This window comes from Brevundimonas pishanensis (assembly GCF_022750635.1).
GTDB lineage: Bacteria > Pseudomonadota > Alphaproteobacteria > Caulobacterales > Caulobacteraceae > Brevundimonas > Brevundimonas pishanensis.
In genome coordinates, this window is the sequence record NZ_JAJKBG010000007.1 from 43,071 (window position 1) to 67,893 (window position 24,823).

Here is a 24,823-nt window from a genome sequence, read left to right on the forward strand (position 1 = left end):
AACTGGCAGCCTTAGCTAGGCTGCCAGCGCAGTAGAGGCGTATCGCCTTTAAGGTAGAGCGGGTGCTTGGGACTGCCGTCGCCATTGGTGCCAAAGCACCAGAGGTCGATGCCGTCAGCAGTGAGGGCTTCGACCAGCGCCTTACCTGCGGGGACCAGCGCCTTGTTCAGCTTGCCGTGGCACAGGACGACGCGGGCCGCGCCCTTGGCCTGTTCGCGGATGGCGGGCAGGTTGGCGGGCGAGCACGCGACAACGCCTTCTTCCAGCAGCATCTTGGGGTGGGTGGCGCGATAGTCGCCGACATTGGCCTTCACCATGGCGTCAAAGCCTTCGCGCTGGGCAAAGGTCCATTCGCGGGCGCAGGTCGGGTCGTTGACCATGGCGTCGGCGGTCGACGGGTTCATGCCGATGAATAGGATGTACCGCTCGGGGAAGGTGTCGCCGATCCAGCGGCGCATCAGGGTGCGGTGACGGCCATCCTCGCTGAACACTGCGTCACCCTTTACGCCAGCCATCAGGTTCAGGCGCACCTTGCCGCCCGGATCATGTTCGGTCGGATCGCGCGGGATCAGGTCCAACTGGTCGGCCAGTCTCTTACTCATGCTTTTTCAACAGCCTTGGCGGCGTCCCACAGGGCGTCCATTTCGGCGAGGTCGGACTGTTCCGGCGTGCGGCCGTCCTTCTTCAACTCGGCCTCGATGAACTCGAAGCGGCGCACGAACTTCGCATTGGCACCGCGCAGGGCGTCTTCGGGTTCAATCTCCAGCTTGCGGGCGAGATTGGCCATAACGAACAGCAGGTCACCCAGCTCTTCCTTGGCCTTTTCCTTGTCGCCAGCCTTCAGCTCGACGCGCAGTTCCTCGACCTCTTCGGCCATCTTGTCGAAGACCTCGTCAACCGACGGCCAGTCGAAGCCGACGCGGCCCGCACGCTTGGTCAGCTTGGCCGCGCGGGTGAGGGCGGGCAGGCCGACGGGAACATCGTCCAAGACGCCTGTCTGGGATTTGGCGACGCGCTCCGCGGCCTTGATGTCTTCCCAGCGGGCCTTTTGGGCGACGCCCGTTGGCTTGGCCTCTTCGGTGCCGAATACGTGCGGGTGGCGCCGGACCAGCTTGTCGGCCATGGCCTCGGCCACGTCTTCCAGTTTGAAATGGCCGGCTTCTTCGGCCATGCGAGAGTGGAACACCACTTGGAACAGCAAGTCACCCAGTTCGACACGAAGCTCGTCCATGTCGTTCCGCTCGATGGCGTCGGCGACTTCGTAAGCTTCTTCGATGGTGTAGGGGGCGATGGTCTGGAAGGTCTGCTCCACATCCCATGGGCAGCCGCCATTCGGGTCGCGCAGGCGGACCATGATCTCTTTCAGGCGGTCGACGGGATGGGTCATTCAAACAGTTCCGGCATCTTTGAGCGCCAGCTCGGCGCGTATCTGGTCATGGCGGGTGGCCGTTAGCGGATATTTCCGCATGGCCAGCGCGGCTGCAGCCATTAGCACTGCGGGCACGGCGATAAACAGGATTTGCAACATCAGGATGGCGAAGTTGCCGTTTTCAGCGGGCGTCTGTGTGGGCTTGAAGCCGACCAGTTGTAGGATGGCATAGGGAATAAGCGCGAAGACGTGGCCCAGCTTGGTAGTGACGGCGAGAATAGAGAACATCAGGCCCGTCAGATCCTCGCCCGTTTCCAGCCGTACCTCGTCGCCGGCATCGGCCATCATCGCCCGAAGCAGGAAGAGGGCGGCGGCATAGGGCAGACCCGCCATGAACATGGCCGCCGCGGTGATGGTGAAGTTGCCACCGGGGACAAGGCAGGCTCCGCCATAGAAGCCCGCAAAGACGATAGACGAGACGGCCAGCGTCTTGTGCTTCCCGACCCGAGTGGCCAGCCATGCCCAGAACGGTGCCCCCACAAGACCTGCCATGAAATACAGCAGCATGAAGATGGAGGCACTGGCGTGGTCATAGCCCTTCACCTGACCGAAGAAGAAGAACACCATCGATCCGGTGATACCCGGCGCGATGCCGAGGAACAGGTCGGCCAACAGCAGCTTGCGTACGGTCTTGAGCTTGAACAGGCCCAGCCACGTCCTCACCCCGCCATGCGGCTTTGCGGTGGCCAGCGGAGGTTCCGGCGCGGCGAAATAGGCGATGGCCAGTGTGACGGGCAGGGCGACGATGATGCCCCATCCCATCCACTTTACCCCGTCGGCATAGGTGCCAAATCCGCCGCGAACCACGATGGTCGGCAGGATAAGGATCAGGATCACGCCGATGATATTGAAGAACTGCCAGAAGCCGTACACACGGCTGCGCTGGTTGTATTCGGGGGCCAGAACAGCCGCCCAGCCCATCTGGCCCAGCGTCCCCATGGAAAAGCCGAGATAGAGAAACAGCAGCCAACCGAACAGATAGACGGGACCGTCCCCCGGCTTGGCCATGACAAACATCATCAGCGCCGCGACCATCAGGATCGGGGCCGAGGCCAGCATCCATGGACGGTATCGGCCCATGGGTGTGCGGGTGCGGTCCATGGCCCAGCCGATGAAGGGATCAAAGCCGATGTCGATCAGACGAACGATCATGAATACCGCCGCAACGACGCCAAGCTCCAGCCCGATGTGGGTGGCGTAAAACTCGGGCAGGGTGACGGGCAGGGCGACCCCGAAAGCCGCCAAAGGCAGACACGGCCCCGAGAAGGCTGCCAGGACGGCGTTGGAACGTCGGGGGCTGGTCGTCATGGCATACGCTCGAACGTTGAATCACCAGTGGCCACCATTGCGCGATCGTGATCGCAAGGCGAGGGTTCAGATGACTTTGGCTCGCTGAACGGGGTTGCGATTGCGGGCGCAATGGGGCCTTTTGGTCAAATGTCTTTGCGATTCAAGTGGCGTGCTGTTGCTGGCGCGATCATGGGACTGGGAGTGGCCGTAGCGGTCGGGGCCAGTCCTGCGTCGGCGCGAACCTCTCAGGCCGAGGTCTGTGATGCGGACGCGGGCCCCTACGTTGCCGCGGCCCAGGCCAACGGGATCAACCTCTACGCCTTGGAGTGGGCACCGTTCGGGCCTGCGGAAATGGGTTGGGAAACCTATGCGCCGCTGATCCAGAAAGAGCTGGGCACCCACTGCGACCCGTCATCACCGGGGTTCGCTGAAAAGCTGGCGGTGTTCCAGACGCTGCACAACCTGCCCGCCACAGGCCAGATGGACGCGGGAACCTTCACCGTGTTCCGCGGGCTTTGGCAGGAACGTCGTCCGTTTATTCTGGCGCGCATCCGCGGCGAATGTCCGTCCCCGCCGCCTATCGCCGAACTGGCCTATCTGACTGCGGGCGAAGAACACGCCGAGCGCATGACCCGCATGGCGCGTCGCGACGTGCTGGAAGCGTACCGCGCCATGGTCGCCACTGCACGTGCCGAGGTGCCCGAACTGGCCCAGCAGCCCGAACTGCTGCAAATCTTCTCCTCCTTCCGTGAGCCGGAGGCCGATGCGGCCCGTTGCGCGCGTGACGGCAACTGTGACGGGGTGCGCCGCGCGGCATGCTCTGCCCACCGGACAGGCACTGCGCTGGATATCTATGTCGGGCATTTGCTGGGTTATGGCGTGGACTCCACCCACACCCACAACAGGCGTTATATGAGCCAGACCGCCGCCTATCGCTGGATGGTGCGTAATGCCGAACGCTTTGGCTTTGTGCCCTATGCCTTCGAGCCCTGGCACTGGGAATGGGTCGGCCCGCCACAAGGGTATGCTCAATGAAGCCATCGCGCGTCCGATCGCTGACACCGAACGAGGTCGAGCTGGCCCGCGAGGTGTTTGGTGACGCGCTGAGGCTGGAAACCGTGCGGATACTGCGCACGCCATGGCCGTTCACGCGGGCTTTTGTGCCGGGGCGGTGGTTCTGGCGCGAATGGATCCTGTGGCCGTCCGAACGCTACGAGAGTGACATGGCCGTCGCGCCCATGCCGGTGCAGGCGACCTTCATCCACGAGATGGTCCACGTCTGGCAGGCCCAGCAGGGCGTGAACCTGTTGTTCGGCAAGCTGAAGGCGGGCGATAGCGTCGAATCCTATCGTTATGAGGTCAGCGACCACTGCCATTGGGACGGGCTGAACATCGAACAGCAGGCCATGGTGGTCGAGCATCGCTTCCGCCTGTCGCGCGGCTTGCGCGTACCTGCGGACCTCGATTTCTATGATCGGGTTTGTCCTTTAGTCGCAAACCAGCGGAATATTTGACGCGGGCGGTTGCAGAATCCGGCGTAGAGATTAAATCCGATACCGACGCTGTTACTAAATGCGTCGCGAGGTTTGTATCGGAGTAGGTTGTTGCCCAAGATTCTTGTTCTTTACCACTCGACCTATGGTCACATCGAAGCCATGGCCAAGGCCGTTGCCGAAGGGGCCGCTTCGGTCGAGGGTGCTGTTGTAGACATCAAGCGCGTACCGGAAACTGTGCCGGAAGAAGTCGCCAAGGCCGCCTTCTACAAGATGGATCAGGAAGCCCCGATTGCCGAGGTTTCGGACCTGCCGAACTATGACGCCATCATCATCGGTGCGGGCACCCGTTTCGGTACCGCAGCATCGCAGATGCGCGCTTTCCTTGACCAAACCGGTGGCCTGTGGGCTTCGGGTGCTCTGCTGGGCAAGGTCGGTGGTGCGTTCACCGCATCGGCGACCCAGCATGGCGGTCAGGAAACCACCTTTGCCGGTCTGCACAACTACTTCCTGCACCACGGCATGGTCGTGGCGGGTCTGCCGTATGCCTATACGGATCAGATGAACATGGACGAGATCGTGGGCGGTTCGCCGTACGGCGCGACGACCCTGACCAAGGGCGATGGCTCGCGTATGCCGAGCGAGATCGATCTCGGCGGCGCGCGTTATCAAGGTAAGCACATCGCGGAAATCGCGAAGAAACTGCACGGGTAAAATGATGACCCAGCCTGCTATTTTCTTTGGGCATGGTTCGCCCATGAACGCTCTAGGGGGAGAGTTCGCCGACGGCTGGAAGGTCGTGGGCGAGGCACTCGGCAAGCCCAAGGGCGTGGTCATGGTGTCTGCGCACTGGGAAACACGTGGGCTGGGTGTCACGGCTATGGAGCGGCCGGAGACCATCCACGACTTCGGTGGTTTTCCGCCCGCGCTGCACGCCATGCAGTATCCGGCACCGGGTTCGCCTGAACTGGCGGCGCGTGTGGCTGCACTGACAGGTGCCGTGATGACGGACCATTGGGGTCTGGATCACGGTGCGTGGTCGGTACTGGCCCACGTCTGGCCTGACGCCGATGTTCCGGTGGTGCAGTTGTCGCTCAACCGCGATCTGGACGCGCGGGGCCATTATGAACTTGCCAAGAAACTGCGCCCGTTGCGGGACGAGGGCTACATCATCGCTGGCTCGGGCGACTTCGTTCACAATCTGCGCACGTGGAAGCGAGAGGGCGGCGAGGCCTATGATTGGGCCAGCGACTTTAACGAGGCGGTGAAGGCGGCCTTTGTGCGGGCCGACCATGACGCGCTGATTAACTGGGTCGATTTGGCCGAGAACGCTCAACTGTCGGTGCCGACGGACGAGCACTATCTGCCGCTGCTTTACGTCGCAGCCCAGCAGGACGTGGGCGAGAGCTTGTCGTTCTTCAACGATGAAGTGGTGGGCGGGTCAATCTCGATGACAGGCGTGCGGATCGGCTGATGCCGACGCTGAAATGAAAAGGTGCGGATCGCATGGTCCGCACCTTCTATTTTGCCCTTACCGGCGACGGTCGAGTGCGAAGCTGCCCGATCCGGCGACCGACAGGTAGAGGAAGACGAAGCAGTAAAGCGCGGCCAGTTCACCGCCGTTCAATAGCGGGTATAGCCCCTTTGGCGCGTGGGCGATGAAGTAGGCGGCGGCCATGAACCCTGACAGGATAAACGCCACCGGTCGGGTGAACAGGCCGAGGATCATCAGCAGACCGCCCACCAGTTCTATCGGACCCGACCAGCCGATGAGGGTGTTCAGATCGATCGGCGCAGGCTTGGGGGCGGGGAAGCCGACGATCTTTTGCAGGCCGTGCTGGATCAGCAGGATGCCGGAAACCACGCGAAGGGCACCCAGCGAAAGACCATGCCAGTCAATATTGGTTCTTGCCATTCGAACAGGCTCCAAAATCAACGAAGGCCGCCAGTTAAGGGCGGCCTTTCTTGAGAGTTATCAGGCAGCTTCAGCCAGTTTTTGAAGCGAGACATAGTCGGTCTTGCCGCTGCCGAGGACCGGGATCTCATCCACCTTGATGATCTTCTTGGGGACCACCAGCTCCGGCGCGCCATTGGCTTTCGCCCATGCGCTGAGTTCCGAGGTTTCGGCACCGTCACGCTCGGTGATCAGGACCAGCTTCTCGCCCTTGCGGTTGTCGGGGATAGCCACCACAGCATGCCGGTTATCCGGCCATACAGCACCCGCCATGCCCTCGACCGCCGTCAGGGACACCATCTCGCCGCCGATCTTGGCAAAGCGTTTGGCGCGGCCACGGATGGTCACAAAGCCCTCTGCGTCAACATCGACGATATCGCCGGTGTCGAGCCAGCCGTTCTCGACCGGTTCCCACTGCAGCGGCTCGCCATTGGTGACGTAACCGGACATGACGTTCGGACCCTTGATGACCAGACGGCCGCCGGCATCCACGCCCTCTACCGGCTCGAGGCGGTAATCGATGCCCGGCAGCAGTTGGCCCACCGTGCCCGGATGGTTTTCACCCGGCTTGTTCACCGCGATGACCGGCGCAGCTTCAGACGCGCCATAGCCTTCGAGCAGTTCGACATTGCCGAACTTCGCTTCGAACAGGGCGCGGGTCTCGTCGCGAACCTTTTCGGCACCGCCAACGGCGAACTTCACGGTGGCGAAGTCACCCGGTTCGGCCACGCGGGCATACTGGTTCAGGAAGGTGTCGGTCGCGAACAGAAGGGTCGCGCCCACCTGCGGCAGCAGGTCGGTAATCTGTTTGGCGTGCAGCGGCGAGGGGTATTGGAAGCCCTTCAGGCCTTCCAGCAACGGCAGGATAGCACCTGCCGTCAGCCCGAAGCAGTGGAAGGTCGGCAGCGGGTTGAACATGACCCATGACGGATCAAGGGCGATGTGGGTGCCGACCTGACGCGCATTGGCGATCAGGTTCTTCTGGCTCAGCACAACGCCCTTGGGAACGCCGAAGCTGCCCGAGGTGAACAGCACCACGCCCGGATCATCGGGCTGGGTCTTTACGGCAAAACGTTTCGGAGCGAGACCCGCCGACAGGCCGTAAAGCTTGTCCTGGAAGCCGATGGTCTTGCGTACGTCGTCCAGCCAGACGACGTCTGCCACCGTACCAATAGCCTCGATCAGTTTGTCGAGCGCGGCCTGTTCGATGAAGCGTTTGGCAGTCAGGACTTTTTTGACGCCGGAGGCCTTGATGGCGGCCTTCACATTGGCTTCGCCCGCAGTGAAGTTCAGCATCACCGGAACGCGGCCATGCGCATGCAGGCCAAAGAAGGTCACGACCGTACCCATCGACGAGGGCAGAAGGATCGCGACGCGCTCGCCCTTGTCGGTCATACCGGCAATCTTGCGGCCCAGCACGAAGGCTGCGCGGATCAAACCGGTGTAGGTCAGGGGATTACGGTCCTGATCCTCGAGGATTTCCTTGTCGCCATATTTAGCGCGCGCGTCGATCAGGGCGTCGATAAGCGAGCTGTTATACAGCTTCGGATCCAGCGATTGCCGCAAGGCGTTCCTCCTTGGAGAGCCTGCTTGCTCTCTCGGTCTATCAGGGCGGACCTCATTAAAGATGCGGGTCCCGTTTGGAAAGACTCTGAAATGATCCGTGAGGATTGCAACGTTTTTTCGAGCTTTCGATCCAACGTAACGCAAGGTGAGGGAGGGTTTGCCTTGCCTATTGAGCCACAAACGACGAAATAGCCCCTCATGGTCACCCTGATCGACACCCTGAAGACGTCGCCGGCACAACTGCGGCATCCGGAAAAGCAGAATCGTCCCGAGACGGTGGTTCTGAAGAAACCCGACTGGCTGCGCGTGAAAGCACCCGGTTCGGGGCAGTATAACGCGACCAAGGAAATCGTGCGGTCAAAGGGACTGGTCACGGTTTGCGAGGAAGCGGCCTGCCCGAACATCGGCGAGTGCTGGAGCCAGAAACACGCCACCCTGATGATCATGGGTGATACCTGCACGCGCGCCTGCGCCTTCTGCAACGTCAAGACGGGCCTGCCGCAACCGCTCGATCCGGAAGAACCGGGCAAGGTCGGTCTGGCTGTCCAGCAGATGGGTCTGAACCACGTGGTCATCACCTCGGTGGACCGCGATGACGTTCAGGACGGCGGTGCGGCTCACTTCGCCGAAGTGGTGCGCCAGATTCGCCTTCAGGCACCGAACACGACCATTGAAATTCTAACGCCGGACTTCCTGCGCAAGGATGGTGCGGCCGAAGTGATGATCGACGCCAAGCCGGACGTCTTTAATCACAACCTCGAAACCGTTCCGCGCCTTTATCTGAAGATCCGTCCGGGCGCCCGCTACTTCCACTCTCTGCGCCTGTTGCAGATGGTCAAGGAACGCGACCCGAACCAGTTCACCAAGTCGGGTATCATGGTCGGCCTTGGCGAGACCAAGGAAGAGGTCATGCAGGTGATGGACGACATGCGTTCGGCGGGTGTCGACTTCATTACCATCGGCCAATATCTGCAGCCGACCCGCAAGCACGCCGCGATCGACCGCTTCGTCACGCCGGAAGAGTTCAAGGCGTATGAGGCGATTGCTCGTGCCAAGGGCTTCCTGATGGTGTCGTCGTCGCCGCTGACCCGCTCGTCGCACCACGCGGGTGACGACTTCGCCCGCCTGAAGGCGGCCCGCGAAGCTCAACTGCGCCGCTAAGACTATTATGGCTATCCATCGCCTCACGCGCGTATTGCCGTATGCGCCCGATCAGCTTGCAGCACTGGTTGCGGATATCGAAACCTATCCGCAATTCGTGCCGTGGATCACCTCCATGCGCGTGTGGAACACACGTGAAGAGGCTGAGGGCGTGACGGTGCGTGATGCCGAGGCGGGCGTGGGCTTTTCCTTCCTGACGGAAAAGTTCGCCACCTGGGTGCGCCATGACAGGATTGCCCCCAAGGTCGAGGTCGGCCTCCTGCGCGGGCCGTTCAAACACCTCAAGAACCGTTGGGAGTTCTTCCCTCACGAAGACGGCACCCGGCTTGAGTTCATGATCGACTTCGCGTTCAAATCGAGGATGCTCGACATGATGCTGCATGCGAACTTCGATCTGGCGGTTCGCAAGCTCATCGAATGCTTCGAGAGCGAGGCCGCGCGGAGATACGGGACGAAATGACTTTCGACTTTGACGCGACCGTAGTCGGGGCTGGTGCTGTTGGGCTGGCGTGCGGACGGGCGTTGTCGAAGCGGGGTCTGACTGTTCTGGTGCTCGAGAAGGAAGACTTCATCGGGCAGGGTGTCTCGTCACGAAATTCCGAAGTCATTCATGCGGGGCTCTATTACCCCACGGGCTCGCTTAAGGCGCAGGTCTGCGTCGAGGGGCGTCGGCTGCTGTATGATTTCCTCGAAAGCCACAAGGTCGACTACTGGAAGTGCGGCAAGCTGGTCGTCGCAACCGACGAGGCCGAAATCCCGCGCATCGAGGCCATTCTGGAGCAAGGGCGCATCAATGGCGTCGAAGGTCTGGAAGAGCTTACGGGCGAACAGGCGAGGGCGCTGGAGCCTCAGTTGAACGCCGTCTCGGCCATTCTTTCTCCCGAAAGCGGTGTCTTCGACAGCCACGGCTACATGCTGGCCCTGCAAGGCGAGATTGAAGCTATGGGCGGTTCGGTCGTGACGTCTGCACCATTTGAAGGCGCAGAGCCTCTGGCAGGCGGTGGTTTCAGCATCCGCGTGGGCGGTGAGGGGGCAACGACCGTGACCTCGCGCCTTTTGGTCACGGCGGCGGGTCTGTCGGCTCAGGCTGTGGCGGGGGCGATCGATGGCTATCCGGCCGGCGATATTCCGCAGGGGCATTTCGGCAAAGGCGTCTATTTCCGCCTGTCGGGTCCGGCACCGTTTAATCGGCTGATCTATCCGCCACCCATTCCGGGGGCACTAGGGACGCACTACCGCAAGGATTTGGGCGGGCAGGGCGTGTTCGGCCCCGATCTGGTTTACGTCGAGGCCGAGGACTATTCCGTCGATCCGGCAAAGGCCGCCGAATTTGCCGACTATATCCGGCGTTTCTGGCCGGGCGTGCGAGCCGAGGCTCTTTCAGCGGATTATGCGGGGATACGTCCCAAGCTGCACGGGGCGGGCCAAGCCCAGCCTGATTTCCAGCTAAACGGGCAGGAGGCGCACGGCATTGAAGGGCTGATGGCCTTGTTCGGGATCGAGAGCCCTGGCCTGACCAGTTCCATGGCCATCGGCGAAGCCGTGGCCACGAAACTGGTCGGAGACACACGCGCCTAGTCGAACAGCGAAAGCGGTACGACCGCGATCGAGAATGGGCGGACCGGAGTGTCGGTTGTGCGCTTGTTTAGCTGGCTGTTGCCGATGATCAGTGCGTTCTGGCCCAAAGCGGCCGTCGCGGGCCATTCCAGTACGGGCGATGTCACCCGTTTGTGCACGCGAGCCGTTGTCAGGTCCGCAGACAGGTTCAGCGCGACAATCTCCTGATGGGGCTGGCGGACTATGTAGAGCCGCTGACCCGCTAGTATCAGGCCGTCCCCGCCATCGATGGCACCACCTTCGACCTCGATCCTGGTGATTTCGCGGGTTGCGATGTCTATCCGGTACAACTCGCCGCGCTGCATGTGGGTGACGACCAGGAAGCGGCCGTCCGCAGTCACCGCAATGCCGTTCAAATTGGCCCCTTCGCCATAACGGATAACGCTTGAAGACAGATCGAGCCACGGCTCGAGCGCACCGCTGCGGGGATTGTCGGCCAAGGCCCGCCAAAGCACGGGGCGGCGTGTGTCGGTGAAATAGGCCGCTGTGTCGCCTACGGCGACGTCGTTGATCAGGGTGTTTCCGGCCGGCGTAGAGAACCGGGCCAGCACCTCTCCCGAATCAACCTGCACCACATAGGCTGAGCCTGTGGCTCCGCCAGCGACCCATGCGCGGCCATGGTGGTCGACTTTCAGACCGAGGGCTTTGACACCTGTTAGTGCGGCATGGGCGGGATCCACCAGAGTACCGACCAGACGAGCGGTCCCGTCCTGAGGATTGACCCTGACCATGGTGCCGGTGGTGGCGGAGTTAACATAGACATGTCCGTCCACTGGCGAGATGGCGACGCCCTCGGGATAGTTTATTTCAGGCGGAAGCGGGATTTTACGGGCGGTTTCTTGCGCGAGCGCCGGGTGTGCTATGCACAGGGTCGCCACAGCTGTCGCAGCCAGTTTCCAACGGGACACCATCGCTTTCCTCCATAATATTTATAGCTTGTAAATATACGGTACCAGCGTTCTGTCGGCTGTCCAGCCACATGCTGCTGTATTGCGAAAACGATGACTTGAAATTGTCCGAAGCATCATGCATAAGCGCGGCCTCGTGTGGCGGTCCGGTTTTCGTGGCCGCCGCTATTGTTTTTCGCGCCTTCCGGCGCACCGACTTAGAGATTGAGACGGACATGGCCGTTCCGAAGCGCAAAGTATCCCCGTCCCGTCGTAACATGCGCCGTGCGCATGACGCTCTGGGCACCAACTCGTACACCGAGGACAAAGACACCGGCGAGCTGCGTCGTTCGCACCACATCGACCTGAAGACCGGCATGTACCGCGGTCGTCAAGTCCTGACCCAAGCTGAAGACTAAGATCTTCTCTTAGGGTTATCCGGTCTTCGGGCCGGATTATAGACCTTCGGAACGGCACGCGATCGCATCGCGTGCCGTTTTCGTGCGTTATGGACCCAAGGTACGGAGTGGGACATGACCGAACATACCAAACGGCTATTGATCGTTGCCCTTGGATTTCTTGCGTTAGGGCAGGTTCCTGCCTTGGCGCAGGAGGTGGCCAGGCCTGATGGGTATGGACCGCTCCGCATAGGTATGACGCAGGAGCAGGTTGATGCCGCGTTAGGGGCGGCACCACCGCACGAGTACCCTGACGAGATCGAGCGGTGTCTTTACTATCGACCTGCCAATGCACCGGAATCGCTGCTGGTGATGGTCGAGGACGGGATGCTCACTCGTATTACCATTATGGGTGAGCCAGACGTCACGACTGTCGATGGCATCAAGTTCGGCGATGAAATCGAGCAGCTAAAAGCCCGCTTCAGCGGTAAGGCCTATTGGAAGCCCCATGCCTATGCGCCTCCGCCTGCGGGTTATCTGACATTCTGGATGGACGGCGTTAAGCGCGGTGACGAGTTCTACGATGCCCAGGGCGCTCTAGGCACGGTGGTGGAGGCCGACGACGAGGGCAGGGTTGCCTATATCCATGTTGGCCCCCCCCGCATCCAGTATATCGAAGGCTGCTCCTGACCGCTGAATCGTGAAATCCTCGGTCATGGTTGGCGATTCGTGGTCGCATGGTCTAAACGGGCGCCAATCGTTTCTCTTCTGCGCCTCTGGGATGCCTTATGACCGATATTGCTGACATCGTTGCCCGCCAGATTCTCGACAGCCGTGGCAATCCGACGGTCGAAGTAGATGTAATCCTGGAAGACGGCTCGTTCGGCCGCGCCGCTGTGCCGTCGGGTGCCTCGACCGGCGCTCACGAAGCTGTCGAACTGCGTGACGGTGACAAGGACGTCTATCTGGGCAAGGGCGTCCAGAAGGCTGTCGACGCCGTCAACGGCGAAATCTTTGACGCTCTGTCGGGCTTTGACGCCGAAGACCAGCGCCGCATCGACGAAGCTCTGATCGAGCTGGACGGCACTGAGAACAAGGCTCGCCTCGGCGCGAACGCCATCCTCGGCGTTTCGTTGGCTGTGGCCAAGGCTTCGGCGATCTCGACCAACCTGCCGCTGCACCGCTACATCGGTGGCGTTTCGGCCCGCATCCTGCCGACCCCGATGATGAACATCATCAACGGCGGTGCGCACGCCGATAACCCGATCGACATTCAAGAGTTCATGATCATGCCGACCGGCGCTGCGTCCTTCTCGGACGGCCTGCGCATGGGCGCTGAAATCTTCCACGCTCTGAAGAAGCAACTGAAAGACGCCGGTCACAACACCAACGTTGGCGACGAAGGCGGCTTTGCTCCGAACCTCGGTTCGGGTGAAGAAGCCCTGAGCTTCATCACCAAGGCCGGTCAGGCTGCTGGCTATCTGGCTGGCGAAGACTTCCATCTGGCCCTCGACGTCGCTTCGACGGAATTCTTCAAGGCTGGCAAGTACGACCTCGCTGGCGAAGGCAAGAAGTTCGACGCCGACGGCATGGTTTCCTACCTCGCCGATCTGGTCGAGCGTTTCCCGATCGTCTCGATCGAAGACGGTTGCGCCGAAGACGACTTTGAAGGCTGGAAGCTGCTGACCGAGCGTCTGGGCGACCGCGTTCAACTGGTTGGCGACGATCTGTTCGTGACCAATCCGGCCCGTCTGGCTGCTGGCATTGGCGAAGGTCTGGCCAACTCGATCCTGATCAAGGTCAATCAAATCGGCACCCTGTCGGAAACGCTGGACGCCGTGGATATGGCGCACCGCGCCGGCTACACCGCCGTCATGTCGCACCGCTCGGGCGAGACCGAAGACTCGACCATCGCGGATCTGGCGGTTGCCACCAACTGCGGTCAGATCAAGACCGGCTCGCTGGCCCGTTCGGACCGGGTCGCCAAATACAATCAACTGCTTCGTCTCGAAGAAATGCTGGGCGACAACGCGGTTTACTACGGCGATGGTATGCTGCTGCGTTAAGCTTTGCCAATCCTAGCTTTGCAGAGAGGAAATCCTCTTCGAATTGCAAAGAATTTCAAAAACTCCGTCGCCGGTTCGCTGGCGGCGGAGTTTTTAATTGTTGGCTAACCATTTTCAGGCACGGGTTGGATTCGTGCCCACGCTCAGAAGGAGCGGCGTTAGTGATTGAGCAGATGAAGCCGTATCTACCGTCAGTTCTGATCTTGTTTGCTGTGCTGTACTTTGGTGTGCACGGTCTGACGGGCGAGCGCGGTCTGCTGAGCAGCAAGGCGCGCGCGGAACTGCTGGAAAAGCGACAAGCCGAACTGGCTCATCTGGAAGACGAAAAACAGGACCTCGAAGTTCGCGTTCGCTATCTGCGCACCGGCAGTTTGTCGCGTGATCTGTTGGAAGAGCGCGCACGCGCCGTGATCGGATTTGCCGATCCTCGCGACTATGTGGTGCGTTTGGACGCCGCTACTGCGCACAACCGTAACGAGACTCGCGCAGGCTAAACTCGTGTTACAACACGAAACTGCGCTTTGCTAACCCGGAACCAAGGCTGCTAAAGCCCTTTTCATCGTAATGAAAAGAGTCCCCGTAACAGGGGCGTAACCGGGAGATGCCGGATGGCGAAAGCCACGGTTCAGAAGTCTTCGCCCGACGCGGGCGGTAACAAGATTCCGAACACGCCACAGGCTTCGAAAGAAGATCTGCTGCGTTACTATCGCGAGATGGTCCTGATCCGCCGCTTTGAAGAGCGTGCCGGTCAACTGTACGGCATGGGACTGATCGGTGGCTTCTGCCACCTGTATATCGGTCAGGAGGCCGTTGCGGTTGGCGTGCAGGAAAGCGTCAAGCAAGGCCACGACAAGATCATCACGGGCTACCGCGATCACGGCCACATGCTGGCTGCGGGCATGGACCCGAACGCTGTCATGGCCGAACTAACCGGCCGCGCTGGTGGTTCTTCCAAGGGCAAGGGCGGTTCGATGCACATGTTCGACGTGCCGACCGGCTTCTATGGCGGTCACGGCATCGTGGGCGCGCAGGTGGCTCTGGGCACCGGACTGGCCTTCGCTGGCAAGTACCGTGGCGATGACTCGGTCAGCTTCATCTACTTCGGTGATGGGGCTTCGAACCAGGGTCAGGTCTACGAGAGCTTCAATATGGCCCAGCTGTGGAAGCTGCCGGCCATCTACATCATTGAGAACAACCAGTACGCCATGGGCACGAGCATCGAGCGTTCGTCGTCCACGACCGAACTGTACATGCGCGGTGCCTCGTTCGGCATTCCGGGCGAGCAGGTCGACGGCATGGACGTTCTGGCCGTGCGTGACGCCACCGCCCGTGCGGTCGAGCGCGCCCGCAACGGCGAGGGCCCGTACATCCTCGAGGTGAAGACCTACCGTTACCGCGGTCACTCGATGTCCGATCCGGCCAAATACCGCACCAAGGAAGAGGTGGACGAGGTCAAGAAGACCCGCGACCCGATCGACCACATCAAGGTGCTGCTGGCTGAAGCCAAGGTCACCGAAGAAGAACTGAAGGCTGTCGACAACGAGGTGAAAGCCATCGTCGCCGAAGCCGTCCAATTTGCACAAGAGAGCCCGGAGCCTGACGCTTCGGAACTCTACACTGACGTTTACGTGGAGGCCTGATCCGTGACCGACATTCTGATGCCGGCGCTGTCGCCCACCATGGAAGAAGGCACGCTGACCAAATGGCACATCAAGGCGGGTGACGTTGTCTCCGCTGGCCAGGTCATCGCCGAGATTGAAACCGATAAAGCCACGATGGAAGTCGAGGCCGTGGACGAGGGCGAAGTGCTCGAAATCCTCGTTGCCGAAGGCTCTGAAGGCGTGAAGGTGAACACTCCGATCGCCCGTCTGGCTGGCGAAGACGCTGCGCCAGCGCCGAAGAAGGCTGAAGAGGCTCCTGCCGAGCCTATGACGCAGACCGAAGCCGAAGCTCCGGCCGCGGCCAAGGCTGCGGCGGCTCCAGCTGCCCGCCCGAGCGCTGATCTGCGCGATCCGGAAATTCCGGCCGACGCGAAGCTGGTCAAGACCACCATCCGCGACGCTCTGCGTGACGCGATGGCCGAAGAAATGCGCCGCGACGAGGCTGTGTTCCTGATGGGTGAGGAAGTCGCCCAGTATCAGGGTGCCTATAAGGTCAGCCGCGACCTGTTGCAGGAGTTCGGCCCGCAGCGCGTGGTGGACACCCCGATTACCGAGCACGGCTTTGCCGGTCTGGGCGTCGGTGCGGCCATGGCGGGTCTGAAGCCCATCGTCGAGTTCATGACGTGGAACTTTGGCATGCAGGCCATCGACCACATCATCAACTCGGCAGCCAAGACCCTCTACATGTCGGGCGGCCAGATCCGTTGCCCCATCGTGTTCCGTGGCCCGAACGGTGCCGCCAGCCGGGTGGCAGCACAGCACAGCCAAGACTACTCGGCTTGGTACGCCCAGATTCCGGGCCTTAAGGTCATCGCGCCGTACGACGCGGCCGATGCCAAGGGTCTGATGAAGGCGGCCATCCGCGATCCGAACCCGGTCGTCTTCCTCGAACACGAGATGATGTACGGCCTCGAGTTCGACGTGCCGGACGTCGAGGATTACGTCGTGCCGATCGGCAAGGCTAAGGTCCGTCGTGAAGGCACCGACGTTACCATCACGGCGCATAGCCGCATGGTCGGCTTTGCTCTGCAAGCGGCTGAAAAGCTGGCTGAAGAGGGCATCTCGGCCGAGGTTGTCGACCTGCGTACCCTGCGTCCGCTGGATCACGAAACCATCGTTGAGAGCGTCAAGAAGACCAACCGTCTGGTCTCGGCCGAAGAGGGCTGGGGTTCGATGGGTGTGGGTGCCGAAGTGGTCGCCCGCGTGATCGAGCACGCCTTCGACTATCTGGATGCTCCGCCGCTGCGTGTGCACCAGGAAGACGTGCCGCTGCCGTACGCCGCAAACCTTGAAGCCCTGTCGCTGCCGGGCGTCGACAAGATTGTAGCCGCTGTGAAGCAGGTGATGGCATGAGCGCCGAATTCGAACTGACCGTTCCCGACAGCGTCGCCGCCGACGAGAACGCCATCGAACTGCTGCGTATGTGGTGGTCGAAGGAAGAGCCCGTCATGTCGGTGAAGCCTGCCTTCCACGACCCGATCAAGTTCGGCGAACTGCTGGCCTATGCCGCGCGCCACATGGCCCATGGCTATGCTGTGCGTCACGGCCACAATGAGACGGCGGCCTATCACCGCATTCTCGAAGGCCTGAGCAACGTCATCAAGGCGGATAACGTCCGCACGGTGGCAGAGCCTGTATCGCCGGAAGGGGGTAACGCCTGATGACCGATATCCTGATGCCCGCCCTGTCTCCGACGATGGAGGAGGGCGTTCTGGCCAAATGGCACATCAAGGTTGGTGACGTTGTCTCCGCCGGTGATGTCATTGCAGAGATCGAAACCGACAAGGCCACGATGGAAGTCGAGGCCGTGGACGAGGGCGAAGTGCTCGAAATCCTCGTCGCCGAAGGTTCGGAAGGCGTGAAGGTGAATACGCCTATCGCCCGTCTGGCTGGCGACGATGCCGCTCCGGCTCCGAAGAAGGCCGAGGCTGCTCCGGCTGCCGAAGCCCCCAAGGAAGCGCCTAAGGCCGAAGCTCCTAAGGCAGAAACCAAAGCTGCTCCGGCTCCGGTCGCCCCATCGGGCGAGCGCATCTTCGCTTCGCCGCTGGCACGCCGTCTGGCCGCCATGGCTGGCCTCGACCTGAAAGCCATCAAGGGCACCGGCCCGCATGGCCGTATCGTCAAGCGCGACGTCGAGGCTGCTCAAGCTTCGGGCGGTGCAACCGCTTCGGCTCCGGCCGCTGCCGCCGCTGCACCGGCTGCCGCAAAGGCTACGACTTCGCTGGCCCAACTGGGCATCCCGGACGGCACCTACGACCTCGTCCCGCTGGACGGCATGCGCAAGGCGATTGCCCGCCGTCTGGTCGACAGCGTCAACAACGTCCCGCACTTCCCGCTGTTCATCGACGTCGAACTGGACGCCCTGATGGAAGCCCGCGCCCAGCTCAACAAGATGCTGGAGCCGCGCGGCATCAAGGTGTCGGTCAACGACTTCGTCATCAAGGCCGCTGCTATGGCCCTGAAGGCCGTGCCGGAAGCCAACGCTTCCTACACGCCGGAAGGCATCGCCATGCACCACAATGCCGACGTGTCGATGGCTGTGGCGATCGACGGCGGCTTGATCACCCCGATCATCCGCAAGGCCGAGACCAAGGGGCTGGCCCAGATCGCGACCGAGTCCAAGGATCTGGCCAAGCGCGCCCGTGAGCGCAAGCTGAAGCCGGAAGAGTTCCAAGGCGGCACCTTCTCGGTGTCCAACCTCGGCATGTTCGGCATCAAGCAGTTCACCTCGATCATCAATGAGCCGCAGGGCTGCATTATGAGCGTGGGTGCAGGCGAGCAGCGTCCGGTCGTCAAGGACGGCCAACTGGCTGTGGCCACGGTCATGACCGTCACCCTGACGTGCGATCACCGCGTGGTTGATGGTGCGGTCGGTGCCCGCTTCCTGCAGGCCTTCAAGCCGCTGCTTGAAAACCCGCTGTCGATGCTGGCCTAAGGACCAAGCGCATGAGTGATTTTGATCTCGTAGTGATCGGTTCGGGCCCCGGCGGTTACGTCGCGGCCATCCGCGCCAGCCAACTGGGCCTGAAGGTCGCTATCGTCGAGCGTGAAAACCTCGGCGGTATCTGCCTGAACTGGGGCTGTATCCCGACCAAGGCCCTGCTGAAGTCGGGCGAGAAGTTCGAGAGCCTGTCGCACCTGAAGGAATACGGCCTGTCCGCCTCGGGCGCGTCGTTCGACTTCGACGCCATCATCCAGCGTTCGCGCGGCGTGGCCAAACAGCTCAATCAGGGCGTTGGCTTCCTGATGAAGAAGAACAAGATCGAGGTCATCGAAGGCACCGCTAAGCTCGAAAAGGGCAGTGCGGCTCCCAAGGTGGTCGTGACCCTGAACAAGGGCGGCGAGAAGGTTCTGAACGCCAAGAACGTGATGCTGGCCGTGGGCGCTCGCGCCCGCGCACTGCCGCAGATCGGTCTGGAAGCGGACGGCGACAAGATCTGGGCTTATCGCGACGCGCTGGCACCGAAGACGCTGCCCAAGACCTTCGTGGTCATCGGCTCGGGCGCCATCGGCATCGAGTTCGCCAGCTTCTATCGCGCTCTGGGCGCTGAAGTGACCGTGGTGGAAGCCATTGATCGCATCATGCCGGTCGAGGACGAAGAAGTGTCCAAGGCCGCCCAAAAGGGCTTCGAGAAGCGCGGCATCAAGTTCAAGACCGGTGCCAAGGTCACGAAGGTCACCAAGAGCGCCAAGGGCGTGTTGGTGGCTATCGAGGTCGGCGGCAAGGCCGAGACGCTGGAGGCCGAGGTCTGCATCTCGGCGGTCGGCATCACGGCCAACACCGACGGCATTGGCCTGGAGGCGCTGGGCGTCGAGCTGGACCGCGGTCACATCAAGACCGACAGCCACTGCCAGACCAATGTGAAGGGTCTCTATGCCATCGGCGACTGCGCCGGTGCGCCGTGGCTGGCCCACAAGGCCTCGCACGAGGGCATCCACGCGGCAGAACACATCGCGGGCTTCGCAACCCCGAACGTGAACTCGCCCATCGCTGGCTGCACCTATGCCCAGCCTCAGGTCGCGTCGGTTGGCGTGACAGAGCAGGGTGCCCGCGAAGCCAAGCGTGAGGTCAAGATAGGCCGCTTCCCGTTCCGCGTGAACGGCAAGGCCATCGCTTCGGGTGAAACCGAGGGCTTCGTAAAGGTTATCTTCGACGCCAAGACGGGTGCCCTGATCGGTGCTCACATGATCGGCCACGAAGTTACCGAGATGATTCAGGGCTACGTCACCGCCATCACGATGGAAGCGACCGAAGAGGACATCCACGGCATCGTCTATCCGCACCCGACCATGTCGGAAGCCATGCACGAAGCCGCCCTCGACGCCTACGGCCGCGTGATCCACATCTGATCGCAAGCGGTATCGCTAAAACGGCAAAAGGCCCCGAGGAAACTTGGGGCCTTTTTGTTGTCTCGCGCTGGAGGGGCAGAGAAGGGCGCTTAGCGCTTCTTGCCCAGTTCGGCGGCAATGTCCTTGGTCATGCGCCCGACCTTGCGGTGCGCCGTGACGATCTGGTCGCGCGTCACGCCCCACTTCTTCATCCAGTACTCAACCGACTGACGCTCGGTCAGATCGATGCGGTCCTTATCGATGAACCCGCGCTTATCTTTTAGGCCCGCCATTGGTGACTCCATGATTGAGTGCAGAGTTGGAGTAAGCACAATGAGTTGTCGTGTCGATGATCGTGCTGGTTTTTGATGTCTTACCGCCAAATAACATTGTTGTTAATTTATCACTCAAGGAAAAGTCGTGATGGAACCGGCGCGCAGGGTATTGTGATGCCGATAGCCACATGAATAATATTGCACTCTGGGGGGCGTTATTGCCGCATAGGGAATGTTAGGGGAGTGCTAAGGCCATGCCGCGTTTGTGTATCAACTATGATCTAAACAAAACTGGAAAAGACTATAATGGTCTTATTAATGAACTTAATAAACTTGGTGCTTCTAGAGCGATGAGGTCAACTTGGCTTCTGGATACAACGCTTACAGAAGATCAAGTTTATAATCGTTTGTCTCCGTATCTCGACGGCGATGACTTCTATATGTCAATTGTGATAACTCAAAAGCCATATTGGACTCGGTTATTTTCAACTGGTGCCGAATGGATAAAGGCACGCTGGCGCGCATAAGGAGCCACTTGCGTCTGACAGGTTAGGACTATTAGATTCCCTAAAACCTGCCTAAAAGGAGCAAAGCTCCTTTTGCAGTGCGGAATTCTATATGCGTGTCGCGTCTGATGTCCTGGGCCTGATTGGCAATACCCCCTTGGTGCGGCTTAAGGCTGCGTCGGAGGCGACGGGGTGTGACATCTATGGCAAGGCCGAGTTTCTGAATGCGGGGCAGTCGATCAAGGATCGGGCTGCCCTCAGCATTATCCTGAAAGCGCGGGCCAGCGGGGCGTTGAAGCCCGGCGGGACGATTGTGGAAGGCACGGCGGGCAATACCGGCATTGGCTTGGCCATGGTCGGGGCGGCGCTGGGCCATCCGGTCGTGATCGTGATGCCGCGCACCCAGACCGAGGAAAAGAAGCGGGCGGTGCGTTTGCATGGTGCCAAGCTGATCGAGGTCGATCCGGCTCCGTTCAGCAGCCCCAACCACTTCGTCCATTTCTCGCGCCGACTGGCAGAAGAACTGAATGAAACCGAACCGCACGGTGCATTCTATGCGGACCAGTTCGACAACCTGTCGAACCGTCTGGCGCACTATGAAGGCACCGGCCCCGAAATCTGGGAACAGACGGGCGGCAAGGTGGACGGCTTTATCTGTGCCGTCGGTTCGGGCGGCACGCTGGTTGGCACTACGACCTATCTGAAAGAGAAGAACCCTGACCTGAAGATCGGCCTGTCTGATGTTCCGGGGGCGGCGCTGTATTCCTTCTTCAAGGATGGCGTGCTGAAAGGCGAGGGCAGCTCGATCGCCGAGGGCATCGGGGTGAACCGCATCACTGGCAACCTGACGGGGCTGGATGCGGTGGATTACGCCTATCAAATCCAAGATGCAGAGTTCCTGCCCATCCTGTTCAAGCTGGTGAGCGAAGAGGGCCTGTGCCTCGGCGCGTCCAGCGGTGTGAACATCGCCGGTGCCATCCGCATGGCCAAGGAAATGGGACCGGGCCACACCATCGTGACGGTGCTGTGCGACCCCGGCCAACGCTATGCCAGCAAGCTGTATGATCCGGCGTTCCTGCGTAGCCGCAACCTGCCCATCGCTGAGTGGATGAACTGACTATGAGCAAAGACAGCCCGATGGACAGCCGCATTCCGCCGCTGAACTCCCTCAAGGCGTTCGAGGCGGCAGCGCGTCGGTTGAACATCACTCGCGCCGCAGAAGAACTGTCGGTTACGCCCGGTGCCATCAGCCAGCAGATCCGCATTCTGGAACAGCACGCGGGCGCGCCGCTGTTTTACCGCGAGGGGCGCCAGATCGCCCTGACCGAACTGGGGGCCGAGCTTTATCCGCTGCTGCGTGACGGGTTCGACTATTTGAAACGGGCAGGGGACCTGCTGTATCGGCCGGACCGCCGCTTTGCGCTGTCGGTGTCGGTGCCGCCGTCGTTTGCGTCCAAATGGCTGACCCAGCGCATTGCACGCTTTGCTGCCGCCAACCCCGAGGTCGAGCTGTGGCTGTCGGCGGATATGCGATTGGCCGACGTGGCGGGCGGGCGCGTGGATGTGGCGGTGCGCTATGGTCGCGGGCCATATGCGGGCGTGCGATCGGAGCGCCTGATCGGGGCGGATGTGATCCCTGTGTGCGCGCCGCAGTTGCTGCTAGGCGAAAAGGCGCTGAGGAAGCCTTCGGACCTCAAGAACCACGTGCTGATCCACCTGCGCCCCAGCGAGCTGGAAGAAAGCCGCCCCGACTGGGCGATGTGGATGAAGACGCACAAGGTCAAGGATGTGGACCCGTCACTGGGCAATCGCGTGGACCAGACGGCGCTGGCCATCGACGCCGCCATCCACGGGCAGGGCGTGGCGCTGGCCCCCTATGCCTTCGTGGTGGATGATCTGGCGTCTGGTCGCCTCGTTGCGCCGTTTGCCGACGGCGCTCTAACGACCGACATGGCCTACCACGTCCTCACCCGCCGCAGCAGCGTCTCTGAGCCCGCGCGCCTGTTGGTGAAGTGGCTAAGAGAAGAAGCGCAGGCGGCGGAGCAAATCGTGGATGATTTGTGATCACTGCGAGAGCCTCCTTCTCTAGTTATATTGAAATTCCAGGATAGGATTTCAGTATGAAATATCAGGAGGTATCTCGTGGTTACTCGAACGGGTTATTTGTACCGCCAAGGTGGAGGCATTAGCGAGTTCATGGAACTCGAAGTGTCTGAGGGTGATGATATAGTTGCGTTGGCGCTAGCACGGCTTCCAAACGATTGCGGTTGGTCTGAAGAGGATCGACGCTTTGCCGCGTGGGTATCAGCAGCACCGCCCCCTAAGCCTAAAGCCTATTTTCGATAGAGGGGATGGTCACGTCAAAAGATCCCTAGTTGCCGCTTCCACATCGGCCTGACGCATCAGGCTTTCTCCCACAAGGATGGCTTTGGAGTTGGCGGCGGCGACGCGGGCGACGTCTTCGGGGGTGAAGATACCGCTTTCGGCCACCAGCAGGGCGCGGGGCGGGGCCAGCAGGGCCAGTGTCTCGGTGTTGGCCAGATCGACCTCGAAGGTACGCAGCGAGCGGTTGTTGATGCCCATCAGCGCATTGTCGCGGTCGCCCACCAGCTTGCTGGCGCGGGCCATTTCATCCGCGTCGTGGGTTTCGATCAGGGCGTCCATGCCGAAGCGGTCGGCCTCGGCTAACAGGTCGGTGGCGAGGGCGTCGTCGATCATGTCCATGATGATCAGGATGCAGTCGGCCCCAAGGGCGCGGCTCTCGGCCACCTGCCAAGGATCGACAAGGAAGTCCTTGCGCAGGCAGGGCAGTGCCACGGCATTGCGGGCGGCCACAAGATAGCTGTCGTCGCCCTGGAAGCTGGGACCATCGGTCAAAACGGACAGACAGGTCGCGCCGCCGCGCTCATAGGCCTGTGCCAGTTCCGGCGGGTTGAAAGCGGGGCGGATCAGGCCCTTGGACGGGCTGGCCTTTTTGATCTCGGCGATCAGGGCGGGGCGGCCCGTTTTGGCAGCGGTCGCGGCCAGCGCATTGCGGAAGCCGCGCGGGGTGGATGCCGCCTTGGCATTGGCTTCGAGGGCATCGAGCGTGATGGCGGCCTTGCGGGCGGCGACTTCCTCGCGCTTGTAGTCCGCGATGCGGTTCAGAATGTCGCTCATGCTTCGATCTCGATAGGCGTGTTGGAGGCGCGAACGAGGGCGTCCAGCGCGGCCTGTGCGCGGCCGTCGTCGATAACGGCGGCGGCCAGTTCGGCACCGGCCTTCAGGTCCGGCACCACGTCCGACACCACAAGGGCGGCGGCGGCGTTCAGCAGTACGATGTCGCGGTACGCCCCCTTGGCACCGCCCAGCAGGGCGCGAAGGGCGGCGGCGTTTTCCTCGGCGTCACCGCCGCGAATGTCGGCCAAAGTGGCGTGGGCAAGGCCAGCGTCTTCAGGCGTGACGGTGAAGCGGGTGACTTGGCCGTCTTTCCATTCGGCCACCTCGGTCGGGCCGGTCGTGGTCAGTTCGTCCAGACCCTGACCGTTGACGGTCCAAGCGCGCTTTGCACCCAGACGGCCCAGCACCTCGACCAGCGGTTCCAGCAGGTTCGGATCATAGACGCCCATGACCTGACGGTTGGCACCCGCCGGATTGCACAGCGGGCCGAGCAGGTTGAAGGCCGTGCGGAAGCCGAGCTCTGCACGCACAGGGCCGACATGGCGCATGGCGCGGTGATAGGTCGGCGCAAACAGGAATGCGATGCCTGCGTCGTTCAGTGCCACAGCCTGTTGGTCAGGCGTGGCATCAAGGTTCACGCCCAGCGCGGCTAAAACGTCCGACGAGCCGGACTTGCTGCTCATGGCGCGGTTGCCGTGCTTGGCGACCTTCAGGCCAGCGCCAGCCAGCACGAAGCTGGCAGCGGTGGAGATGTTGTAGGTATGCGCGCCGTCGCCGCCGGTGCCGCAGGTATCGACCACATCCTTATACGGGTGGTCGAGCTTGAGTGCGGCGGCACGCATGGCGCGGGCGAAGGCGGTGATTTCCTCGACCGTCTCGCCACGCAGGCGCAGGGCGGTAACGGCGGCGGCGACCTGTGCGGGCGTCGGTTCGCCCCGCAGGCAGGCGGCGAAGAAGTCTTGGGCCTCATCGCTGGACAGCACCTGTCCGGCGACCAGCTTGGCCAGAAGCGGTTTGAAACTGTCCATGGCC

At 61.5% G+C, this 24,823-nt stretch carries 27 protein-coding genes; 18 read left to right on the forward strand and 9 right to left on the reverse strand.

Annotated features, from left to right (window positions below; translation table 11 throughout):
• Positions 1–11: 11 nt before the first annotated feature.
• The 3 genes from LOX95_RS12745 to LOX95_RS12755 are packed head-to-tail and all read right to left on the reverse strand — an operon-like array spanning position 12 to position 2,737.
• The gene (locus tag LOX95_RS12745) at positions 12–602 is read right to left on the reverse strand and encodes a DUF1643 domain-containing protein (RefSeq protein ID WP_242915215.1); all 591 of its coding nucleotides are present in this window, start codon (positions 600–602) and stop codon (positions 12–14) included.
• Complete coding sequence (gene mazG, locus LOX95_RS12750) at positions 599–1,387, reverse strand: nucleoside triphosphate pyrophosphohydrolase (protein ID WP_242915217.1); 789 nt, start codon at positions 1,385–1,387, stop codon at positions 599–601. The genes LOX95_RS12745 and mazG overlap by 4 nt, the downstream gene beginning before the upstream one ends.
• Complete coding sequence (locus LOX95_RS12755; RefSeq protein WP_242915219.1) at positions 1,388–2,737, reverse strand: MFS transporter; 1,350 nt, start codon at positions 2,735–2,737, stop codon at positions 1,388–1,390.
• Positions 2,738–2,866: 129 nt separating this feature from the next.
• Between LOX95_RS12755 and LOX95_RS12760 the strand changes: the two genes are divergently transcribed.
• From LOX95_RS12760 to ygiD, 4 genes are all read left to right on the forward strand, one after another.
• Complete coding sequence (locus LOX95_RS12760) at positions 2,867–3,754, forward strand: D-alanyl-D-alanine carboxypeptidase family protein (protein ID WP_242915221.1); 888 nt, start codon at positions 2,867–2,869, stop codon at positions 3,752–3,754.
• The gene (locus tag LOX95_RS12765) at positions 3,751–4,233 is read left to right on the forward strand and encodes a hypothetical protein (RefSeq protein WP_242915223.1); all 483 of its coding nucleotides are present in this window, start codon (positions 3,751–3,753) and stop codon (positions 4,231–4,233) included. Before LOX95_RS12760 ends, LOX95_RS12765 begins: the two co-directional genes overlap by 4 nt.
• 90 nt (positions 4,234–4,323) lie before the next feature.
• Positions 4,324–4,926, forward strand: a complete 603-nt coding sequence (gene wrbA / locus LOX95_RS12770) for an NAD(P)H:quinone oxidoreductase (protein ID WP_242915224.1) — start codon at positions 4,324–4,326, stop codon at positions 4,924–4,926.
• Positions 4,927–4,930: 4 nt separating this feature from the next.
• The gene (gene ygiD / locus LOX95_RS12775; RefSeq protein WP_242915338.1) at positions 4,931–5,686 is read left to right on the forward strand and encodes a 4,5-DOPA-extradiol-dioxygenase; all 756 of its coding nucleotides are present in this window, start codon (positions 4,931–4,933) and stop codon (positions 5,684–5,686) included.
• 57 nt (positions 5,687–5,743) lie between these two features.
• On the opposite strand, the gene LOX95_RS12780 is transcribed toward ygiD, so the two are convergent.
• Positions 5,744–6,127 carry a DoxX family protein gene (locus tag LOX95_RS12780; RefSeq protein WP_242915226.1) on the reverse strand — a complete coding sequence of 128 codons (384 nt, stop codon included), beginning with the start codon at positions 6,125–6,127 and terminating at the stop codon, positions 5,744–5,746.
• Positions 6,128–6,187: 60 nt separating this feature from the next.
• Positions 6,188–7,732: an AMP-binding protein gene (locus LOX95_RS12785; protein WP_242915228.1), complete on the reverse strand. Its 1,545-nt coding sequence runs from the start codon at positions 7,730–7,732 to the stop codon at positions 6,188–6,190.
• A 198-nt stretch (positions 7,733–7,930) separates the two neighbouring features.
• Here LOX95_RS12785 and lipA point away from each other — a divergent pair, with 198 nt between their 5' ends.
• From lipA to LOX95_RS12800, 3 genes are read left to right on the forward strand one after another with little or no spacing between them, the layout of a single operon-like run.
• Positions 7,931–8,893: a lipoyl synthase gene (gene lipA / locus LOX95_RS12790; RefSeq protein WP_242915230.1), complete on the forward strand. Its 963-nt coding sequence runs from the start codon at positions 7,931–7,933 to the stop codon at positions 8,891–8,893.
• A gap of 7 nt (positions 8,894–8,900) precedes the next feature.
• The gene (locus tag LOX95_RS12795) at positions 8,901–9,353 is read left to right on the forward strand and encodes a type II toxin-antitoxin system RatA family toxin (RefSeq protein WP_242915232.1); all 453 of its coding nucleotides are present in this window, start codon (positions 8,901–8,903) and stop codon (positions 9,351–9,353) included.
• A complete protein-coding gene (locus tag LOX95_RS12800) occupies positions 9,350–10,471 on the forward strand; it encodes an NAD(P)/FAD-dependent oxidoreductase (RefSeq protein ID WP_242915234.1) in 1,122 nt (373 codons plus the stop codon). Before LOX95_RS12795 ends, LOX95_RS12800 begins: the two co-directional genes overlap by 4 nt.
• Here the strand turns inward: LOX95_RS12800 and LOX95_RS12805 are convergent.
• Positions 10,468–11,421, reverse strand: a complete 954-nt coding sequence (locus LOX95_RS12805; RefSeq protein ID WP_242915236.1) for an SMP-30/gluconolactonase/LRE family protein — start codon at positions 11,419–11,421, stop codon at positions 10,468–10,470. The two genes, LOX95_RS12800 and LOX95_RS12805, sit on opposite strands and share 4 nt — an antisense overlap.
• A 212-nt stretch (positions 11,422–11,633) precedes the next feature.
• On the opposite strand from LOX95_RS12805, the gene rpmF reads away from it, so the two are divergent.
• The 9 genes from rpmF (at position 11,634) to lpdA (ending at position 19,872) form a co-directional block, all read left to right on the forward strand.
• Positions 11,634–11,816 carry a 50S ribosomal protein L32 gene (gene rpmF / locus LOX95_RS12810; RefSeq protein ID WP_242915238.1) on the forward strand — a complete coding sequence of 61 codons (183 nt, stop codon included), beginning with the start codon at positions 11,634–11,636 and terminating at the stop codon, positions 11,814–11,816.
• A gap of 114 nt (positions 11,817–11,930) precedes the next feature.
• A complete protein-coding gene (locus tag LOX95_RS12815) occupies positions 11,931–12,485 on the forward strand; it encodes a hypothetical protein (protein ID WP_242915240.1) in 555 nt (184 codons plus the stop codon).
• Between the two features lie 98 nt (positions 12,486–12,583).
• Positions 12,584–13,861: a phosphopyruvate hydratase gene (eno, locus tag LOX95_RS12820; RefSeq protein WP_242915242.1), complete on the forward strand. Its 1,278-nt coding sequence runs from the start codon at positions 12,584–12,586 to the stop codon at positions 13,859–13,861.
• 161 nt (positions 13,862–14,022) lie between these two features.
• The gene (locus LOX95_RS12825) at positions 14,023–14,355 is read left to right on the forward strand and encodes an FtsB family cell division protein (protein ID WP_242915244.1); all 333 of its coding nucleotides are present in this window, start codon (positions 14,023–14,025) and stop codon (positions 14,353–14,355) included.
• A gap of 114 nt (positions 14,356–14,469) precedes the next feature.
• Positions 14,470–15,501 carry a pyruvate dehydrogenase (acetyl-transferring) E1 component subunit alpha gene (gene pdhA / locus LOX95_RS12830; RefSeq protein WP_242915246.1) on the forward strand — a complete coding sequence of 344 codons (1,032 nt, stop codon included), beginning with the start codon at positions 14,470–14,472 and terminating at the stop codon, positions 15,499–15,501.
• Positions 15,502–15,504: 3 nt separating this feature from the next.
• Positions 15,505–16,875 carry a pyruvate dehydrogenase complex E1 component subunit beta gene (locus LOX95_RS12835; protein ID WP_242915248.1) on the forward strand — a complete coding sequence of 457 codons (1,371 nt, stop codon included), beginning with the start codon at positions 15,505–15,507 and terminating at the stop codon, positions 16,873–16,875.
• Complete coding sequence (locus LOX95_RS12840; protein ID WP_242915250.1) at positions 16,872–17,183, forward strand: DUF5076 domain-containing protein; 312 nt, start codon at positions 16,872–16,874, stop codon at positions 17,181–17,183. The genes LOX95_RS12835 and LOX95_RS12840 overlap by 4 nt, the downstream gene beginning before the upstream one ends.
• The gene (locus tag LOX95_RS12845; RefSeq protein WP_242915251.1) at positions 17,183–18,457 is read left to right on the forward strand and encodes a pyruvate dehydrogenase complex dihydrolipoamide acetyltransferase; all 1,275 of its coding nucleotides are present in this window, start codon (positions 17,183–17,185) and stop codon (positions 18,455–18,457) included. Before LOX95_RS12840 ends, LOX95_RS12845 begins: the two co-directional genes overlap by 1 nt.
• Before the next feature lie 11 nt (positions 18,458–18,468).
• Complete coding sequence (gene lpdA, locus LOX95_RS12850; RefSeq protein ID WP_242915253.1) at positions 18,469–19,872, forward strand: dihydrolipoyl dehydrogenase; 1,404 nt, start codon at positions 18,469–18,471, stop codon at positions 19,870–19,872.
• A gap of 89 nt (positions 19,873–19,961) precedes the next feature.
• Here the strand turns inward: lpdA and LOX95_RS12855 are convergent, their stop codons facing one another.
• Entirely contained in the window at positions 19,962–20,144 is a 183-nt protein-coding gene (locus LOX95_RS12855; RefSeq protein ID WP_167177844.1) for a DUF3606 domain-containing protein, read from the reverse strand.
• Positions 20,145–20,744: 600 nt separating this feature from the next.
• Here LOX95_RS12855 and LOX95_RS12860 point away from each other — a divergent pair.
• Positions 20,745–21,749, forward strand: a complete 1,005-nt coding sequence (locus tag LOX95_RS12860; RefSeq protein ID WP_242915255.1) for a cysteine synthase A — start codon at positions 20,745–20,747, stop codon at positions 21,747–21,749.
• Positions 21,750–21,751: 2 nt separating this feature from the next.
• Positions 21,752–22,696: a transcriptional regulator GcvA gene (gene gcvA, locus LOX95_RS12865; RefSeq protein ID WP_242915257.1), complete on the forward strand. Its 945-nt coding sequence runs from the start codon at positions 21,752–21,754 to the stop codon at positions 22,694–22,696.
• Positions 22,697–22,987: 291 nt separating this feature from the next.
• Here the strand turns inward: gcvA and trpC are convergent, their stop codons facing one another.
• Both trpC and trpD read right to left on the reverse strand, forming a co-directional pair.
• Positions 22,988–23,791: an indole-3-glycerol phosphate synthase TrpC gene (gene trpC / locus LOX95_RS12870; RefSeq protein ID WP_242915259.1), complete on the reverse strand. Its 804-nt coding sequence runs from the start codon at positions 23,789–23,791 to the stop codon at positions 22,988–22,990.
• A complete protein-coding gene (trpD, locus tag LOX95_RS12875) occupies positions 23,788–24,819 on the reverse strand; it encodes an anthranilate phosphoribosyltransferase (protein ID WP_242915261.1) in 1,032 nt (343 codons plus the stop codon). Before trpD ends, trpC begins: the two co-directional genes overlap by 4 nt.
• Positions 24,820–24,823: the final 4 nt, after the last annotated feature.